Annotated in this window: 17 protein-coding genes, 1 tRNA gene and 1 pseudogene; 13 read left to right on the top strand and 6 right to left on the bottom strand. The window is 32.7% G+C overall.

Annotated elements, in window-relative coordinates; genetic code table 11:
* Positions 1–170: 170 nt before the first annotated feature.
* Positions 171–1,178, bottom strand: a pseudogene (locus tag ACFELW_RS03645) (palindromic element RPE2 domain-containing protein); the annotation flags it as partial.
* Positions 1,179–1,658: 480 nt separating this feature from the next.
* Here ACFELW_RS03645 and ACFELW_RS03640 point away from each other — a divergent pair.
* The 8 genes from ACFELW_RS03640 to dnaJ all read left to right on the top strand — a co-directional run bounded on the left by ACFELW_RS03640 (position 1,659) and on the right by dnaJ (position 10,661).
* Positions 1,659–2,861, top strand: a complete 1,203-nt coding sequence (locus ACFELW_RS03640; RefSeq protein WP_094649592.1) for a pyridoxal phosphate-dependent aminotransferase — start codon at positions 1,659–1,661, stop codon at positions 2,859–2,861.
* On the top strand, positions 2,822–3,499 hold the full coding sequence (locus ACFELW_RS03635; RefSeq protein WP_375330468.1) for a lysophospholipid acyltransferase family protein: 678 nt from the start codon (positions 2,822–2,824) through the stop codon (positions 3,497–3,499). The genes ACFELW_RS03640 and ACFELW_RS03635 overlap by 40 nt, the downstream gene beginning before the upstream one ends.
* Positions 3,496–4,881, top strand: a complete 1,386-nt coding sequence (waaA, locus tag ACFELW_RS03630) for a lipid IV(A) 3-deoxy-D-manno-octulosonic acid transferase (protein WP_375330467.1) — start codon at positions 3,496–3,498, stop codon at positions 4,879–4,881. Before ACFELW_RS03635 ends, waaA begins: the two co-directional genes overlap by 4 nt.
* 119 nt (positions 4,882–5,000) lie before the next feature.
* Positions 5,001–5,726: an isopentenyl-diphosphate Delta-isomerase gene (gene idi / locus ACFELW_RS03620; protein ID WP_375330466.1), complete on the top strand. Its 726-nt coding sequence runs from the start codon at positions 5,001–5,003 to the stop codon at positions 5,724–5,726.
* A gap of 228 nt (positions 5,727–5,954) precedes the next feature.
* Positions 5,955–6,030 (top strand) — tRNA-Ala (locus ACFELW_RS03610).
* A gap of 608 nt (positions 6,031–6,638) precedes the next feature.
* Positions 6,639–7,298 (top strand): hypothetical protein, encoded by a 660-nt coding sequence (locus tag ACFELW_RS03605; RefSeq protein WP_375330465.1) that lies wholly within the window; start codon positions 6,639–6,641, stop codon positions 7,296–7,298.
* 67 nt (positions 7,299–7,365) lie between these two features.
* Positions 7,366–9,255: a molecular chaperone DnaK gene (dnaK, locus tag ACFELW_RS03600; protein WP_094649212.1), complete on the top strand. Its 1,890-nt coding sequence runs from the start codon at positions 7,366–7,368 to the stop codon at positions 9,253–9,255.
* A 269-nt stretch (positions 9,256–9,524) separates the two neighbouring features.
* On the top strand, positions 9,525–10,661 hold the full coding sequence (gene dnaJ / locus ACFELW_RS03595; protein ID WP_375330464.1) for a molecular chaperone DnaJ: 1,137 nt from the start codon (positions 9,525–9,527) through the stop codon (positions 10,659–10,661).
* Here the strand turns inward: dnaJ and ACFELW_RS03590 are convergent.
* The 5 genes from ACFELW_RS03590 to ACFELW_RS03570 all read right to left on the bottom strand — a co-directional run bounded on the left by ACFELW_RS03590 (position 10,656) and on the right by ACFELW_RS03570 (position 14,030).
* Positions 10,656–11,312 carry a queuosine precursor transporter gene (locus ACFELW_RS03590; RefSeq protein ID WP_375330463.1) on the bottom strand — a complete coding sequence of 219 codons (657 nt, stop codon included), beginning with the start codon at positions 11,310–11,312 and terminating at the stop codon, positions 10,656–10,658. The two genes, dnaJ and ACFELW_RS03590, sit on opposite strands and share 6 nt — an antisense overlap.
* Positions 11,313–11,546: 234 nt before the next feature.
* Positions 11,547–11,675 carry a hypothetical protein gene (locus ACFELW_RS03585; protein WP_375330462.1) on the bottom strand — a complete coding sequence of 43 codons (129 nt, stop codon included), beginning with the start codon at positions 11,673–11,675 and terminating at the stop codon, positions 11,547–11,549.
* Positions 11,676–11,734: 59 nt separating this feature from the next.
* The gene (locus ACFELW_RS03580) at positions 11,735–11,968 is read right to left on the bottom strand and encodes a hypothetical protein (RefSeq protein WP_375330461.1); all 234 of its coding nucleotides are present in this window, start codon (positions 11,966–11,968) and stop codon (positions 11,735–11,737) included.
* A gap of 216 nt (positions 11,969–12,184) precedes the next feature.
* Positions 12,185–13,015, bottom strand: coding sequence for a YihY/virulence factor BrkB family protein (locus tag ACFELW_RS03575; protein ID WP_341759245.1), 831 nt, complete (start codon positions 13,013–13,015; stop codon positions 12,185–12,187).
* Between the two features lie 121 nt (positions 13,016–13,136).
* On the bottom strand, positions 13,137–14,030 hold the full coding sequence (locus ACFELW_RS03570) for a uracil-DNA glycosylase family protein (protein ID WP_375330460.1): 894 nt from the start codon (positions 14,028–14,030) through the stop codon (positions 13,137–13,139).
* A gap of 26 nt (positions 14,031–14,056) precedes the next feature.
* Here ACFELW_RS03570 and ACFELW_RS03565 point away from each other — a divergent pair, with 26 nt between their 5' ends.
* The 5 genes from ACFELW_RS03565 to glyS are packed head-to-tail and all read left to right on the top strand — an operon-like array spanning position 14,057 to position 19,441.
* Positions 14,057–14,995: an RluA family pseudouridine synthase gene (locus ACFELW_RS03565; RefSeq protein ID WP_375330459.1), complete on the top strand. Its 939-nt coding sequence runs from the start codon at positions 14,057–14,059 to the stop codon at positions 14,993–14,995.
* Entirely contained in the window at positions 14,992–15,876 is an 885-nt protein-coding gene (gene prmC, locus ACFELW_RS03560) for a peptide chain release factor N(5)-glutamine methyltransferase (RefSeq protein WP_375330458.1), read from the top strand. Before ACFELW_RS03565 ends, prmC begins: the two co-directional genes overlap by 4 nt.
* 33 nt (positions 15,877–15,909) lie before the next feature.
* A complete protein-coding gene (locus tag ACFELW_RS03555; protein ID WP_341759249.1) occupies positions 15,910–16,368 on the top strand; it encodes a DNA polymerase III subunit chi in 459 nt (152 codons plus the stop codon).
* A 56-nt stretch (positions 16,369–16,424) separates the two neighbouring features.
* Positions 16,425–17,306 (top strand): glycine--tRNA ligase subunit alpha, encoded by an 882-nt coding sequence (locus ACFELW_RS03550; protein WP_375330457.1) that lies wholly within the window; start codon positions 16,425–16,427, stop codon positions 17,304–17,306.
* Positions 17,303–19,441 (top strand): glycine--tRNA ligase subunit beta, encoded by a 2,139-nt coding sequence (gene glyS, locus ACFELW_RS03545; protein ID WP_375330456.1) that lies wholly within the window; start codon positions 17,303–17,305, stop codon positions 19,439–19,441. Before ACFELW_RS03550 ends, glyS begins: the two co-directional genes overlap by 4 nt.
* Positions 19,442–19,516 lie beyond the last annotated feature (75 nt).

Below are 19,516 nucleotides of genomic sequence, written 5' to 3'. Positions count from 1 at the left end.
CAATGATTTTTCTTACAAACCACCATATAGTATTTATCATTTTTTTCTATAACTAATTCCTCACTACTTAATACAGTGAATTTAGTTTGACTTAAAGCTTCCTTGATATCTGTTATAGCAAAAATAAATTCTTTTCTTTTTAATGAAAGATTTGTAACGTTATTTATTGGCAAACAAAATGCAAAATATCCTAATTTATTGACTATTGAATAAATATCATTAAAGTAAGTTGACAGATTCTTAGTAAAAGAAAGAGCGTTAAAACTTAATATCACATCATATTTATTAGAATGTTGCTTAATAAAGTCTGGTATAGAAACTTCTAGTATATTATCATAGATATTCATATTTAGGGCAAAAACATTCATGGCTTCTGAACTTTCTACACCAGTAAAAGTAAAACTATCAGGAAAACGCTTTTTAACCTCAGCCCCCACTAAACCTGTATTACTACCTAGCTCTAAAATGCGGTAATTATCAGGCAAATCTGTTATGCCACTCATAATCCTACTGACAAAATTATGAGGTAGGTATAGTTGCTTATTACTACAAAATTTGTTGTTATAATATTCAGCCGTAAGATTTCTATATTGATGCCAAATTTGCTGAGGAATATCTGACGAATTATTATAATTTTGTAAAAAAGTTCCTAACTTGACTGGATCAGATTCAGAAGCTTTTTGTAGATGATACAAAGCCTTTTGATAATTATTTTTTAAGAAATATGTCCAACCAAGCCAGTAATTAACTTGGCAAGAATTATAGTCAATTGAGGAGAAGTTGGTGACGTCATCCCTCGTTGCTCGCCTATTACTTATAGGCGTCGCTCCATCGCTCCTAGCCCCAAATTCTCCTGAATTGACTAAAGCTTGGTCTGAATTAGAAAAAAATTTATCAACCAATTTAAACCTTAATATAGCGTCATTTAAGTTATTCTTATATAAATGTTCTATACCAAGCTTTAAATTAGTTTCTTTTAAGTGTGTTACCTTGTATTTTACATCGGTAAAATAATTGATCAACGTAAAAATTTTCTCCATATACCAAGATGGAAAATTTTTGCAAAAATGATAGCATGATTTCATCTTATCCTTTATTAAACCGTAACTGTTATAAATAATTTTGCTGCCAAACATAAAGTCTATGAAATTTGATTTTGTTAATATATATAATAGCATATATATTAACTAGCACTAATGACTTTGTCTATAATTATAGTCAATTGATGGGAAATTGGGGACGTCGTTACTCGTCGTTCCTAGCCCCAAATTCTCCTGAATTGACTATACATAAAATAAATCTAATATCCCTCTTTGCTCCACCATTTTTTCTCTTCTTGTGGTAATTCTGAATTTAATAATGTTTGTCATTCCCGCGTAGGCGGGAATCTAAAATATTGCATAAAACCCCTGAGATATTATAGATTCCCGCCTACGCGGGAATGACACCCTTTTAGTTGAGACAAATGGCTAAATGCTAATTAGGTTAGCTATAATGGTAAAGTAATAGATACACTTGTCATATTGTTATTTCATATCAATTTATATATAAAATAATAATATAATAATTTAACTCGCTCAAGAATTGTTTTTTGAAAACAAATATAGTATATACTCTAATGATTTGAGTATACTTGATAAAATTATATAGGTTCTACTATGTCACTTATTGCTAAACGATTAGATTTAATAAAGCCATCCCCTACTTTAGCCTTAGTCAAAAAAACATCTGAACTAAAAAAACTAGGCAGAGACATAATCTCCCTTGGGGCTGGTGAGCCTGACTTTGATACGCCAAATAATATCAAGGAAGCTGCAATTAAGGCTGTGCGAGATGGTTTAACAAAATATACTAATGTTGATGGTGTATTGGAGCTTAAACAAGCGGTACAGAACAAATTCAAGTATGAAAATAATTTAGATTATGATTTAGACGAGATAATCGTATCCAGTGGAGGAAAACAAGTAATCTATAATTTGTTTATGGCATCCCTTAACCCCGGTGATGAAGTAATTATTCCTAGTCCATACTGGGTTTCATACCCAGATATGGTAATATTAGCTGACGGTATTCCGGTATTTGTTAATTGTAACATGGAAAATAATTTTAAACTTACTGTTAATGTTCTAGAGCGAGTAATTAGCAAAAAAACTAAATGGTTAATTATTAATTCGCCGAGTAATCCAACAGGGGGGGCATATTCTTATCAAGAATTAGCTGATATTGCTGAATTATTACGCAAATATCCCAACATAAATATTATGTCTGATGATATTTATGAGCATATTATTTTTGATGATTTTAAGTTTTATACTTTTGCTCAAGTGGCACCGGATTTAAAAGATCGAATATTTACGGTTAATGGTGTATCAAAAGCTTATTCTATGACAGGATGGCGTATAGGATACGGAGCTGGTACTAAATCATTAATTAAGGCAATGGCTATTATTCAGTCACAAAGTACTTCTAATCCTTGCTCTATAAGCCAAATGGCAGCCATTGAAGCTTTAACTGGCCCTCAAGATTTTATTAAGTCTAATGCAAAAAACTTTCAAGAAAAACGTGACTTAACCTTATCAATCCTAAATGATATCAAGGGTATTAGTTGTTATAAGCCGGCAGGAGCATTCTATTTATTTCCTAAATGTAATGAATTATTTGGGCTTAAAACCCCCTCTAATAAAATTATCAAAGATAGTAATGATTTTGGAGAATATTTGCTTGAAGAATGTAGTGTGGCAGTTGTTCCTGGTATTGCATTCGGTTTAGAAAATTATTTCAGAATTTCTTACGCAACTTCGATAAAAAATTTGGAGCAAGCATGCTTGCGTATAAAAAATGCTTGTCATCAATTAAAATGATCAAGAAACTTCTTAAAAAGAATAATTTTGCACTTAGTGTAGTCACTAAATTATTGTATAGTTATTTGAGAGTGGTTTATTTTACCTGTCGTTGGCAGTTTGTTTTTCCAGATGGTTACAATGAACAGCAATTTTTAGCACAAAAAGGGGCGATTTTTGCTTTTTGGCATAACAGGCTCGCTTTGGGTCCAGGAATATTTACCGGTCATAAAGACATCCATGCTCTTGTTTCTCCTCATTCTGATGGTAAAATAATTAGTGATATTGTCAATAAATTCGGCTTTGGGGTAATAAATGGCTCTACTAATAAAAATTCTGTGGTAGCTTTAAAAGCCATTATCAAAAAATTACATAATGGTAGTAATATAGTAATTACCCCAGATGGTCCGCGTGGACCTATTTACAAAATAAATAGTAATATTAACAAAGTGGCTCAAAAATATAATATAAAATTAATACCGGTTTCTTGTAAGGCTTCTAGATATTTTTTACTTAAAAGTTGGGATAAACTGATTATGCCGCTACCTTTTGGTAAAATAACGGCTTTTATAGGTTTGCCACTAATTTTTATGGGCAATGAAAATCAAGATGATATTAATTTAGCCCAAGCATTAAACATCAGTGAAATAAATTCATGATCTATTTATATCATATCTTAAGTTTCCTATTTCTTCCACTATATGTTCTTTTATTGGTATTGAGAGTTATTGTTGGCAAAGAAGATATAAAGCGTATAGGGGAACGTTTTGCTATTGGGCATACACATACTATAATCAATTCAGGAGGATTGGGTAGCAGGAACGATGGAGCGACGCCTATAAGTAATAGGCGAGCGACGAGTGACGACGTCCCCAACTTCTCATCAATTGACTATAAACGAAATGAAACTTTAGTTTGGATACATGCCGCCAGTGTAGGGGAATCTATGATAGCTCTTACCTTAGTCGAAAATATTAATGATCTTTGGCTAAAAAGAACGATGCCAAAAACCACCTTAAAGTTTTTGGTTACTTCAGGAACCAAATCTTCTGCAAAAATATTACGACAAAAGTTACCTGTAAATGCTGTTCATCAACTAATTCCTATAGACAATATTATTTTTGTTAAGAAATTTTTTAGAAATTGGCAACCAACTCTAGGAATCTTTGTTGAATCAGAATTATGGCCATGTCTGATTAGTGAAGGGAAGAAACATTGTAAATTATTATTACTGAATGCTCGTATCTCTGATAAATCATTTGCATCATGGAAAAAAATAAGCTCATTTTTTAGGGCAATCACCTCTAATTTTAGTGAAATTATTGTTCAAAGTAACATCGATTATGAAAAATTTATGCAACTTGGTATGAGCAATATAAATAATTTAGGCAATATCAAATTTGCCAACAAAAAATTACCGGTAAATGAACAAGAATTAACAATTTTAGCACAATATATGAGTGCTAAAAGAATTATTGTATTTGCCAGCACTCATCTGGAAGATGAAACAGTATTACTGAATATTATAAAACCAATAAAACAACGATATCCAAATTGCTATTTTATTCTAATTCCACGCCATCCTGAACGTAAAAATGATATAGGGAAAGCGTGTACCCAACTAAATTTAACCTATAGTATCAAGTCTGAACAAAATATACCTATTCTGACTGATGATCTTTACATTGTTGATAAATTTGGAGAACTAGGATTATTTTTTAGCATATCTTATATTTCATTTGTTGGCGGTTCATTTAAACAAGGTGGACATAACGTACTTGAACCAGCATATTTTGCTAATTATATTATATTTGGACCAGATATGAGTAATTTTGCTAATATTGCTAATGAAATGCTTGCAAATAAAGCTGCTACGCAAATTCAAAACGAAAGTGATTTATTGAATAAAATGGAATATTTGCTATCTGAAACTGGTATCGAGGAAGCTAAATTTTATCAGACTAATGCCTTAGAATTTGTTAATAAAAACCAACAGATTTTAGGTAATTATTTAGCTATTATAGAAAAATATTTGTTATAGTCAATTCAGAAGAATTTGGGGCTAGGAGCGATGGAGCGACGCCTATAAGTAATAGGCGAGCGACGAGGGACGACGTCCCTAACTTCTCATCAATTGACTATAGTAGGAGTAAATCATTAATGTCATACTCAAATGAGCGGAAGAATGGGAATAACAAACAAAGGGTAAACGAACAGAGTATATACTCGAATAATCTGGAGAATTGGAATGTAAAACAAGGGGTGAGCGAGCGGAGTGTACATTTAGTACATGAACACGCGAATGCCCCGAAGTTTTGCAGAACCAATTCTTCAAAGCATTCGAGTATACATGTGGTATTAGTTGATGAACAAGATAATATTCTTGGAACAGAGGATAAATTGACGGTTCATAATTCTAATACACCATTGCATAGAGGGATTTCTGTGTTTCTTTTCAATAGTCAAAAGGACATCTTGATACAAAGAAGAAGCTTACTCAAAAAAACCTGGGGTGGATTTTGGTCTAATAGTTTTTGTGGACATCCACAAATTAACGAAACTTACGAGCAGGCTGTTTATAGGCATGCAAAATTTGAATTAGGCTTGGTCAGCTTGCAGAAAGTATATTTTATTGCTAATTATCGTTATAAATTTGCTATAAATAATATTGTAGAAAATGAGATATGTCCGATATATTTAGCTTTATCAGATGATGTTATCAGAATAAATGAACAAGAAATAGCAGAAGTAAAATTACTTAAATGGCAAGATTTTAAGTTATACACAGAGGAATACTCAGAAGATTTTTCTCCTTGGTGTAAAGAAGAGCTTAAAATATTAGAAAATAGCGAAATATTCAAAAAATTTATGGATTCAGCTTTATAATTATAGTATAAAACTGGACTAATAAGTATATTCTGCAAATAATGTGAGTATATATGTCAATTCAGGAGGAGCGGGTAGCATACCGTTAACAACTTCTCATCAATGACTATAGTTAATTTAGGAGAATTTGGGGCTAGGAACGATGGAGCAACGCCTATAAGTAATAGGCGAGCGACGAGTGACAACGTTCCCAACTTCTCATCAGTTGACTATATATGGGATATTTTAGGGGTCATAGCTCAGTTGGTAGAGCGTTTGAATGGCATTCAAAAGGTCGGGGGTTCGATTCCCCCTGGCTCCACCAGATATAAAAGCTTTTCAGCAATTTTATAATTCTTCTCTATGATTGCTTCTATTTCTTTTTCAAAAAATCCTTGTTTTACAGGAAATAATCGCAAATCCATTATATATCTATTCCTTTTTTCTTAATATATCTTAAATATATCATATTTCTTCTATATTCATAGATATTTGTTAACAGTGTCTGGTAGTTTGGATTCAAATTAAATTACGAGATATGGCGGTTAATGCATAAAAAATAACCAGCAACTACCGGATTCGTATTATAAACTATTTAAATTATGGTTTTATCTTGGCTGACCAGCTTTTATAAGTCTAATTATTATTTTCTTCTTAATGGAATTCAAGCCAGTTTTAAATATTTGATTATAAAGCTACAAAAAGCTGGTTTTATGGACTAAAAATAATGATTATTGGCGGAACTATTACTATAAAACGTGGATCAACAGAAACTATGACAACATATAATTTATTTAGTTTCTAATAATAACTATTCCAGTCATCAGGGATCATTAAAATTATCGTTCTAATAAAAAATTGTGCTGACACTCTTAGTGCTAGCTAAAAATCTGTTATTATTGATTTTTTCAAGATAATAATGGTTATAAATTTATGGTAGTAAGTATAAAATTTGCCGCTGAGTTACGGGATAAATTACATGGTTTAAATCTTTTTAAGCCAGAACATTTACAATTTTATCAAGAAATGGCACTTGCTTTTATTAAAGGCAATGAAAATGAAATATTACAAATATATAAAGATATTAAAGGAAATAAGACTATAGGGATAGGTTTTAATATGGATAATCCCGAAGCAAGAATTGTTTGGCAGGCAATATTTCAGGGGTTGATATCATTTGATAAAGTTTATAATGGTCAGCAAACTATTACAACTGAGCAATCTCGAATGATATACGACTATAAGAGTGCTACTAATCGAATCGAACTAAAAAATATTTATGGTAAGTCTTGGGATAAGCTAAAACCTAACGAGATGCTGATGATTGAGGATCTTTATTGGAATGGTGGTAATAAGTTAGTGGGTAAGTTCACAAAGTTTTTTCAGCATATGGTTCTTTATGCTGAAAGCTCTAAGTTAAAATATCTAGAGCAAGGATTAATCGAAGTAAGAGAAGGTTCTAATAAAGAAAAGATTAGGGGAATTCAAAATCGTAGAAATGTGCAAAGTGAAATAGGTGATTCGTCCAAATGCCCTACCCTACTCCCATATAGTGGGTATTCTCATGATTTTTTTCATCACCACCTCTTGTAAAATAGATTATAAATTACTATATCAGAACTTGTTAAGTTGAATTGTTTAATCGGAATTAGGAGTGTATATGGCAAAAATTATAGGTATAGATTTAGGAACAACAAATTCCTGCGTTGCAGTAATGGAAGGGAAAGAACCGAAAGTTATAGCAAATGCCGAAGGAGTTAGAACGACTCCCTCAATGGTAGGATTTGCTAGCGGTGGTGAAAAGTTAATTGGCGAACCAGCAAAGCGTCAAGCTGTGACCAATCCAAATAATACTTTATATGGCATTAAAAGATTGATAGGTAGAAGTTTTTCTGATCCTATGGTTAAAAAAGATCAAGACCTTGTACCGTACCAAATCGTAAAAGCTGCTAATAATGATGCTTGGGTTGAAGTTAACGGAGAAAAATATTCACCTAGTCAAATTAGTGCTTATATTCTGCAAAAAATGAAGGAAACAGCTGAAAATTATCTTGGTGAAAAGGTAACGCAAGCAGTTATTACTGTACCAGCATATTTTAACGATGCACAACGTCAAGCAACCAAAGATGCTGGAAAAATTGCTGGTTTGGACGTATTACGGATAATCAACGAACCAACAGCCGCAGCTTTAGCATATGGTTTTGATAAAGCTGAAAGCAAAATAATTGCAGTTTATGATCTTGGTGGCGGTACGTTTGACGTATCAATTTTAGAAATAGGTAACGGAGTATTTGAGGTTAAATCTACCAACGGTAATACTTTCCTTGGAGGGGAAGATTTTGATTCGAGAATTCTAGATTATTTAATCGATGAATTTAAGAAAGAAAGTGGTATGGATTTACGCAAAGATCCTTTAGCTTTACAGCGTTTGAAAGAAGCTGCCGAAAAAGCTAAAAAAGAATTATCATCTGTACCGCAAACCGATGTTAATTTACCATATATTACAGCTGATAGTTCAGGTCCTAAACATTTAAATATAAAATTTACTAGAGCAAAGTTAGAATCCTTAGTGGCAACGCTAATTGATGATACAATCGAACCATGTAAGAAAGCTTTAAAAGATGCTGGGCTAAAAGCCTCAGATATTCAGGAAGTAGTGCTAGTTGGCGGTATGACTAGAATGCCAAAAGTTATTGACAAGGTAAAAGAATTTTTTGGTCGCGAACCACATAGAGGAGTAAATCCTGATGAAGTCGTAGCTCTAGGGGCTGCTATTCAAGGTGGGGTATTAAACAAAGAAGTTACTGATATATTATTACTAGATGTTACCCCTTTATCTTTAGGTATTGAAACTCTTGGGGGGGTATTTACTAGGCTGATTGATCGTAATACAACTATTCCTACCAAGAAAAGTCAAACATTCTCTACAGCAGATGATAACCAACATGCGGTAACGATTAGAGTATTCCAAGGTGAACGGGAAATGGCAGCTGCTAATAAGCTACTTGGGCAATTTAATCTGGATGGTATTCCTCCTGCCCCACGAGGAGCACCACAAATTGAAGTAACCTTTGATATCGATGTTAATGGTATAGTTCACGTTTCTGCCAAAGATAAAGCTAGTGGTAAAGAACAGAAAGTAACTATCCAGGCTTCCGGAGGGCTTAGTGATGCAGAAATTGAACAAATGGTCAAAGATGCAGAAAAAAATGCTGATGAGGATAAAAAGCGTCGTGAATTAATTGAAGCTAAAAATAATGCTGATAGCTTGATTTATTCAACTGAAAAGACTCTAAAAGAATATGATGGTAAAATATCAGTTAGTGATAAACAACAAGTAGAAAATGCTATAACAGAGTTAAAGGCAGCTTTAGAGTCAGATAATCTTGAAGAAATTAAAGCGAAAACTGACACTCTTATGGCAGCAAGCATGAAAATTGGAGAAGCTATGTATAAATCTCCATCAGAAGATGATAGTAATACAGAAGCTAAGGCAAGTGATGACGATAAAGTAGTTGATGCTAATTACGAGGATGTAAGTAATAAGTAATTATTATGACATTGCGAGCTATCGTAGGTGGCGTGGTAATCCATTTTTTCTGGATTGCTTCGTCGACCTTACGGTCTCCTCGCAATGACAGTTTCTCAATTATTATTTTCTTAAGCCTATGTGCAATTACATGTATGCATCTCAAGCGTCATTGCGAGGAGGCGTAAGCCTCCGAAGCAATCCAGAAAAAATGGATTACCACGCTCATATACGTTCGCTCGTAATGACGTTTTGGCTAAAAATAAAATTTAAAATAAAATATCCTTATTATGTCTACAAAAGATTATTACCAAGTACTTGGAGTTAATAAAACTGCTAGCCAAGCAGAAATAAAAAAGGCTTATCATAAATTAGCTATGCAATATCATCCTGACCGTAATTCACAGGATCAACAAGCAGAAAAAAAGTTTAAGGAAATAAGTAGTGCTTATGATATACTAAAAGATGAACAAAAAAGAGCAGCATATGATCGTTTTGGACATGAGGCTTTTCATAATTCAGGAGCAGCATCGTCAGCTGGAAGGCAGGCTTCTAGAGGGGGGAATCATGATTTGAATGATATATTTGGTGAGTTTTTTAATGATTTTATGGGCGGCGGGGCAAGAAGGTCGCACCAATCCACTAGCGTTAGAGGTTCAGATTTAAAATATGAAATCACAGTTACTTTGTCAGAAGCATTTCGTGGTATCGAGAAAAATATTAGCTTTACTAGTGAAGTAAAGTGTTCACCATGTAACGGTAGTGGTTCAGAAAATAATGATACTGGCATGACCAAATGTGATACTTGTGGAGGACGCGGGGCTACAAGGATACAACAGGGTTTCTTTACCTTAGAACAAACTTGTGCAAAATGCCAAGGTGCAGGGCAAATAATTAAAAATCCATGTAAAAAATGTCATGGTCAAGGGCGTCATTCACAACATAGGAATTTATTGGTAAATATTCCAGCTGGTATTGAGGAAGGCACAAGAATAAGACTTACTGGTGAAGGAGATGCAGGAATGCGAGGAGGCAGTAATGGAGATTTGTATATTTTTGTTACTATTAAGCCACATGACCTGTATAAAGTTGATGGAATTAATTTGCATTGTCGACTACCTATTAGTTTCATTAAAGCTATTTTAGGTGGAGAAGTAGAAGTACCAGACATAGAAGGTGGTAAGGTAAAGTTAAAAATACCAGCTGGCACACAAAGTGGCGAACAACTAAGACTAAAAGGTAAAGGTATGTCTAAGGTTAGATCAACCATTAGAGGGGATATGTTTGCCCACATCCATATTGAGATACCAAAAAATCTTACTAAAAAACAAAAAGAATTACTAGAGATGCTAGATACAGAATTGACAAGCGACAAAGATGAAGATGATGCTAGTTTTTTCAATAAAATGAAAAACTTATGGTCATAACATATTTTTTGGATCAGATAAAGTTCTGATATAATACACCACATAGTAAAATATCGGGGTGGTTACTATGGTAAAAAATAGTTTAAATAAATAACTATTAAATATTAAAGATATCATTTGTTCGTAAGGCACCACCCCAATAATCGTAACAAAGATAATTACGATTGATGTATCAACAAATAACGATATTGCACTACTCAAATTTCTTAGAAAAAGGTATTTATTATTAGTAAGTTTGCGAATCAGTAAATAAAGTCTTATATCTATCATCTGAGCTGTATAGCTAGCTATCATTGAACCAAACAGTGAAATGCTATATGCCCCAAATACCAAATTAAAAGTATTATTATCAATTCTTGACCAGTCAGTAGCTTGTAGATAACCCATAAAACTGATAATACATAATACTAAAATATTTATGCTAGTTGCCAATCTAACGCAAAATTGTGCTTTTTCTTTTCCATAAAACTCTGATATTAAGTTAGTTATTAGAAAAGTGACCGGATAAAAAATCGCACCAACAGATAGCTCAAATGTATAAATAGAGAAAATAGGTAAATAAACAAATTTCTGATATACTAGGTTGCTAACTACTATTAACACAACAAATAAAGCACATAAGGAAACATAAAATTTTTCTTCTAACTGCATATATATACTAAAAAGTGATTAACAATGGATTGCCACGACCTACTTGCGTGGTATCACAATAACGTTTGAGGGATATTACAAGCTTTACAACCTTCCATTAGCGAGGAGTCGTTTTACGACGACGAAGCAATCCAGTTATGAAACCAAGAGTAATATCATTCCAGCATGGGTGGAAATCTATAATATCTCATGACTTTTTTAGATATCTACTTTCACAGAGATAACATCTTGTTATCAGTCACCTGAAGGAAGTTCTCCCGTAAGATTAGATGCATCACTACTATAACCACTACTATAATCATACAGCTCTAAAACATGTTTATCTACAGACCCCAGTATAGATTGAAATTTTTGTTGTACCAAGGATGAATAGGGAGCTATCTTATCTAGTATATTCTGGCGAACATATGCTGTTTCTAATTTTAATAGAGCGTTTTCTCAGTACAATTATATTTAAAATCATCATATACAGGTATATTAAGTCCATCAAATATACTAAGTATCCCTAGAATATTTGGATTTGGAATATGCAAATTTCCTACAGCTTCAAGTATTATCTTAGAATTTTGTATCTCAACGATGTATCTCTCGTCAATTTTAAATGGTATGTGTATCTCATCAATTTTAAATGATATAGTATCTTGTTGTTTAGACATAATAATAATCTTTTTAGTTAAAATAACCAGGCTATGTGCAGGAAGTTTGAATAGACCTGACGATAATGGTAGGAATTTATAACAATATCAACAACCTATTCGGGTTAGCTATAAGGATTACAACCATGTCCTTCACATATCCTAACAAAACGGCTTGTACTACTATTTTAGCTAGGACGCAACAAAAATTTCACAAAAGTAAACAAAGATTTACTTTCATTTAATAACTGGGGGGTGCTTTTTTAGTAGGTAATTAAATTCTGCACCATATATAAAAATCATGTTAATAATATAAAAGAACATTAGAGTTACTATTATACCACCAAGTGAACCATATATTATGCTTAATTGGTTATAACTTCTTATCCAAGTAGATAATAAATATCCACTTATCACCCATAAAATTACTGTTAATAAAGCTCCAGGAACTACTTCTGTAAAATTTAATGTTATATTAGGAACGATATAATATAATGATGATGAGGTAATAAATAATGAACAAAAAATTATAACATATCGTAAAATAGTTAGAGTTAGCATATGTTCTTCCATTATTTGTAAAATCATCGGTAGTTTTGTCAATATTATTGGCACTATAATTAGAATGAACATAGCAAAAGTAACGAATATGCTAATTACTAAGAACTGTACTATGCTAAGTAATCTTCGTCTTATGTATGGAGGTGGTGATTTTATTTCATATACCCTATTTAAAATTGTTCTTAAACATTCAACAAAAGATGATGCGGTCAATATACTTCCTACTATCGCTACGGTCATTAGACTTTGAGGTGGAGTTTTACCAAGTTCATTCATCCTAGTTTTTATTGAGTCAGTAGCCAATTCTGGCATACTCTCAAGAAAGATAGTTATAAAATTCTTTCCAAGTTCTGAGGCACCAATAAAGCTTGTTAGTGCTAATAAAAAAACTAAAAAAGGAAAAAATGCCATGAGTATCATAAATGACATATACCCTGAATGTTCAACACCATCATGTTCAATTGTTTTTAAAATTGCCTGATATAGGCATCTTATAATTCTTTTCATCAAATGACTTTATTTTGTTTTATATTAGTTAACTATTTAAGGCTCTAGATAGCCTCTCCGTCATTGCGAGACCATATAATGGTCGAAGCAATCCATATGATACGTTCATGAATTGCCACGCTCACATACGTTCGCTCGCAATGACGTTGGTATTGATATAATCATGGATTTTTATTAAATCATACCAGGTAGTTTTTTTCTGCATTGGCTGTCTAAGCAGGTAAGCAGGATGGAAGATAGAAGTGGTTTGAATTGGCTTGCTAAGATACTGATTGGTATATAAATAATATTCTTGTCTGATTTTACTTATACCAGCATTCTTGCCAAGTAAGCTAGTTGCTGCAACGTTTCCCACTAAAATAATTAATTTTGGATTTATTAAAGCGATATGTTTTTCCACAAAAGGTCGGCAAATATCTATTTCTTCTTGTGTTGGTTGGCGATTGGCTGGTGGTCGCCAAAATACCGTATTAGTAATATAAGCATTATGTTTTCTTGAAATATTGATAGAGGCTAAAACATTATCGAGTAATTTACCACTTTCACCGCAAAATGGTATTCCCTCTACATCTTCGTTACTACCTGGTGCTTCTCCAATAAACATTATGGAACTTTGTGGATTACCATCAGCAAATACTGTTTTATTAGCTAATTTCTTTAAATCACAACCGTTAAAACCCATTAATAGTGTTTGTAATTCTTCTAAACTGCTAGCTGAGTCAGCCAAATATCTAGCAAGTTGTATATTCGAATGGTTTGAAGAATTGTTGTCGCAAATAGTGGTAGGGATGCTCACCTGCTTCATTTTACTTAAGTTTACCACACTATTCTCTTGTTTGTTGTTGCCATTCTTCAAATCATTTGAATATATAGGAGCTGTCATTGGCTTTTTTTTCTTAATATTAGAATTTATCTGTATTTTTTGCTGATTAATAGTTGATTCTGATAAATAATAATCTATACCAATTGCTTGCAGCCATTTTAGTTGGTTGATTTTTTTTGTTAAATGAGTCATTTTATTATTTTAAAATATTTCAAGTAATGGAAGAATATAATATACCCAAAAATCTAGATGGATTTAGACTTGATAAGGCTTTGGTAAGTCTTATTAGTAAAACATCTAGAAGCCAAGTTCAGAAGATGATATGTGACTCCCAAGTACAAGTTAACAGTATGATTATTTCTGATTCTAACTTTAAGGTCAAGGAGAATGACATTATTTCAGTATTTTTTAAAGACCCTGACCCTTTAAAGATGCAAGAAGCTGATATTAAACTTGATATTTTTTATGAAGATGAAGATTTAATAGTTATCAATAAAGCAGCTGGTATGACTGTTCACCCTGGCAGCGGAAACCACCAGGATACCTTGGTAAATGCCTTGTTACACCATGCAAAATCTTTATCTAGCATAGGCGGGCTGGAAAGACCTGGTATTGTTCATCGTTTGGATAAAGATACATCAGGACTTATGGTGGTAGCAAAAAATAATTTTGCCCATGTACATCTTGCAAGTCAGATAGAAAGCCGTAATTTGGTGCGGAAATATAAAGCTTTAGTTTGGGGTATTATCAATCCACAAGAAGGAGTCATAAGAAATAATATTGGTAGAGACCGTATCATACGACAGAAAATGACTGTTTTAAAATTTGGAGGTAAAGAGGCAATTACTCATTATAAAACGGAGAAAATATTTTTTAATGGTATTATAAGCATGGTGGAATGTAGACTTGCTACCGGGCGAACTCATCAAATTAGAGTACAGTTAAGCCATTTAAAGCATTCTGTAGTAGGAGACCAAACTTATGGCAAAAATAGCAAAAAATTTAACTGTAATTTTAGCATAGTACCACAAAAATTAATGGATTTCAAGAGGCAAGCATTACATTCTTGGTATATAAGTTTTTCCCACCCGGTAAGTGGTAAATTATTAGAATTTGAATCTCCCTTACCACCGGATATTACGGGGATAATCGCATGAATATAAAAGAATCCTTAATTTATGCTACTAGCAAATTGCAAGCAGTAGGTATTAAATCAGCCCACTTAGAATCACGCATATTGATGCAACATGCGACTAATAAGTCTATTGAATATCTATTAGCAAGGTCAGAAGAAGAATTGCCTCAGCAACAACAAACTATTTTTGAGAATTTGGTTAATAGACGTAGGTTACTAGAGCCAATAGCCTATATTGTAGGATATAAGGAATTTTATAGTTACCAATTTATTATAAATGATAAAGTACTTATTCCTCGGCAAGATACCGAGACTATTGTAGATGTGATTTTAAAGGATGTTAAAAAAAATTGTTCATTCAAAACAGAGTTAACAATATTAGAACTTGGCACTGGTAGCGGCTGTATTGCTATAAGCTTATTACTAGAAATGCTAAATGCTAATACCAATGTTAATGTAACTGCTACTGATATAAGTAATGAAGCTATTGCTATTGCTCGTCAAAATGCTATAAAATATAAGGTTTTTGATAGATTTAAAATAGTTAATAGTAACTGGTTTGAGAATTTAAAAAAGCAAAAATTTGATATTATTGTAAGTAATCCACCTTATATTTCCTTTGATGATACTGTTTATATGTCTCCTGAGACCCTAAAATATGAACCACACTTAGCTTTATTTGCTGAAAATAATGGTTTAGCGTCATATTACATAATTGCTAAAGAAGCTAAGGGTTTTTTAAAACAAAATGGTAAATTATTTTTAGAGATTGGCTTTAATCAAGCGGCATCTGTTACAGAAATTTTTGTAAGTCATGGCTATACGGTTCTGCAAGTGTATAAGGATCTAGAAGGTCTAGATAGAGGGCTATTGATAGTTGATAGCAACTATCAATATAATTGATAAATTACTTAAGATTTAGAAAAGAGAAAAATCATGCAACAATTTAGTTTTTATCACACTACTGAAGGATTAGTATATAAGACAAGCTGTCTTTTAGTAGAAAAATCTTACCATAGCAATTTGAGAATTGTGGTTTTAGTTCCAGATATTGAAGTACAAGAATCACTAAATAAGATGATATGGACTTATTCTAGAAAACAGTTTATTCCGCATGGTAGTAAACTTGATCCATTACCAGAAAAGCAACCAGTCTATATTACTCATCAGTTAGAGAATCCTAATCAGGCTACCATCCTAATAATTATTGCCCCATTTGATATACAAGAAATTCTTAATAACAAAAATTTTGCACATTTTCAGAGAGTAATTATAATATACGAGGCTTTAGATAATTTAAGTTTAATAATTAAAACAATAAATGAACTAACTATTGCAACACCGATAATTGATTGTTATAAACAGAGTCCAATGGGAACGTGGAGTAAGATTTAATATACTAATCAGGTTAGCTATATTATTTTTTTGAAGGAACAAATAAATTTACCAATATGCAAAAATTATCATTTCAACAAATTATCATGACCTTGCAAAATTATTGGCAGGATTATGGCTGTGCAATTTTACAACCATATGATGCTCACGTTGGAGCTGGCACTTTTCACCCTGCCACTGTATTACGAACTCTTGGTAAAAAACCTTGGTTTGTAGCTTTTGTTCAGCCTTCTCGGCGTCCTCATGATAGTAGATATGCCATGCATCCTAATAGAATGCAGCATTATTATCAATTTCAGGTTATACTAAAACCATCTCCTGACGATATACAACAACTATATTTAAAAAGCCTTGAATGTCTTGGTATAGATTTGCAAAAACATGATATTAGGTTTGTTGAAGATGATTGGGAGTCTCCTAGTCTTGGAGCTGCCGGACTTGGTTGGGAAGTATGGTGTGATGGTATGGAAGTATCGCAATTTACTTATATGCAACAAATTGGTGGTATTGATTGTCGCCCAGTGGCTGGTGAGATTACCTATGGTTTAGAGCGTCTGGCACTTTATATACAAGGTATCAATGAAGTTAAAAATATTGACTGGAATGGTCAGGTTGGAGAAAAAGCTTTAACCTATGATGAAGTAGATTTTGCTGCTGAAAAGCAATTTTCTAAGTTTAATCTAGAATTAGCTGACACAGCAATATTATCTCAGCATTTTATTGATAGTGAAAAACAATGTAATGAATTAATTGCCGCAGATTTACCGTTACCAGCCTATGATTATTGTATTCAAGCTAGCCATCTTTTTAACCTGTTAAATGCTCGGGGAGTAATTAGCGTAACAGAGAGAGCCTCTTACATACTCAGGATACGTAATTTGGCAAAAATATGCTGTCATAAATGGTTAGAACTAGAAGATAAAGAAGAATTAATATGAGTGAGTTATTATTAGAGCTTTTTAGCGAAGAGATGCCAGCTTTGATGCAAAAAAATGCAGCCGAAGCTTATAAAACTATATTTACAACAATCTTACAGGAAAGTGAGATTGTTGCTGATGTTCAGGTATTTATTGGACCTAGGCGTATTGCTATATATATTACAAATTTACCGAAATTTATACCAGCAAAAGAAATTATCATAAGAGGACCAAAAGTTTCGGCAGCACAACAAGCTATAGAAGGATTTTGTCGAGCAAATAATATTGAGCAAAATAAATTGTCTACGGCATACTCAAATGATTTGGAGAATTGGAACGTAAAACAAGGGGTGAGCGAGCGGAGTGTACAACTAGTACGTGAACACGCGAATACCCCGAAATTTTGCGGAGCAAATTCTTCAAAGCAGAAGAGTGTATTAGTGCAAGGGCAATTATATTATATAATAGTAAAGAGTACCGCAGAAACCGATATACGAATATTATTGCAAGAGATAATTCCTAAAGCAATTAGTAAGTATATTTGGTCAAAATCTATGTATTGGGGGAATTATGATATAAGTTGGATTAGACCGCTTAGGAATATTTTATGTATATTTGATGGTGAAATACTAGCAATTAAATATGGGCATTTGACGGCAAATAATATTACTTTTGGGCATAGGTTTCTTAGTTCCGAACCGATTGTTATAGGCAGTTTTTCTGAATACCAGAACAAGCTACGGGAAAGTAATGTCATTATTGATCAACAAGAACGCAAGGAGATAATAAAAAATCAGCTATCAGAAATAACCAAACCACTTAATTTAGTAATAAAAGATGATGAGAGATTATTAGAAGAAGTAACAGGGCTAGTAGAATTGCCAGTAGTTATGGTCGGTAAAATACCTGAGATATTTTTAACGTTACCTAGTGAAGTACTGATTAGCTCAATGCGTACCCATCAGAAATATTTTAGTACTTTTGACCAGGCTGGTAATTTCGCTCCTTATTTTCTTTTTGTTAGTAATATGCGACATGATCAAAATATTATAGTAAGTGGTAACGAAAAGGTATTGGCTGCTAGATTATCTGATGCTTTATACTTTTATCAGCAGGATTTGTCTAACAGCTTAGAATCTAGATTATTAAAACTTGAGCAGATAACTTTCCACGCAAAGATTGGTAATATAAGACAAAAAACGGAGAGAATCGCTAATATTTGTAATTATATAATGTCAGGAAGTCAGGATTTGCAAATAGCAGCTAGAATTTGTAAAAGCGACCTAACAACGGAAATGGTGGGAGAATTCCCCGAATTGCAAGGTATTATGGGATATTATTACGCCAAATCTGAAGGGTTAAATGATCAGATTGCCTTGGCAATAAGAGACCATTATAAACCACAAGGTCCATCGGATATTTTACCAATGGGGGATACTGCAATATTGGCTATTGCCGATAAATTGGATAGTTTAGTAGGTTTGATATTAATAGGAGAAGAACCAAGTGGCTCAAGAGATCCTTACTCACTTAGACGACAAGCATTAGGTATTATTAGGACAATTTTAGCTAATAAACTAACTATTAATATTAAGCAATTAGTGGCGTATGTAATTCAGCTATACTCTGAAGAGAACATAACATATAATAAAAGTAGTCAGATAATTTTAGAGTTTTTAGAAGAGCGAGCCAAGTATTATTTCAAAAATCATTATGATCTATCGTTAATTAATGCCGTGCTTGATTTTGATATTGAAGGAGATTTAATGATTAGCGAAATAAAGCTTAGTGCTTTACAAAAGTTTCTAGCTGGATCTGAGGGTAAGAATTTATTAACTATTTACAAAAGAGCAAATAATATATTAGAAGGTAATAATATAGCAGGAGATGTTAATCAAGAGGCTTTTATTTCACCATATGAGCAACAATTATTTTTATCGTTGGGAAACGTTTCTAAGCAAATAGACATATCCATTGCTGAAAAGGATTTTACTAAAGCATTGAGAGGACTACTGGAAATGTTGAAACCTATCAATGATTTTTTTGATAATTTGATGGTTAAAGATGAAGATCGTACAATTGCTAATAATCGTTTATTGTTATTAAAAATGGTTAGACAATTATTTAATAAATTAGCAAAATTTAGTGTTTTATGATTAGTACAAATGAATTAGATTGGTGTCTTAAACGCCATTGTGAGGAGTCGTTTTTTGGTTCAATCGTCATTGCGA

Origin of the sequence: Candidatus Tisiphia endosymbiont of Nemotelus uliginosus (genome assembly GCF_964264755.1) — a bacterium.
Classification (GTDB): domain Bacteria; phylum Pseudomonadota; class Alphaproteobacteria; order Rickettsiales; family Rickettsiaceae; genus Tisiphia.
This window is presented reverse-complemented; position numbering and strand designations above follow the sequence as displayed.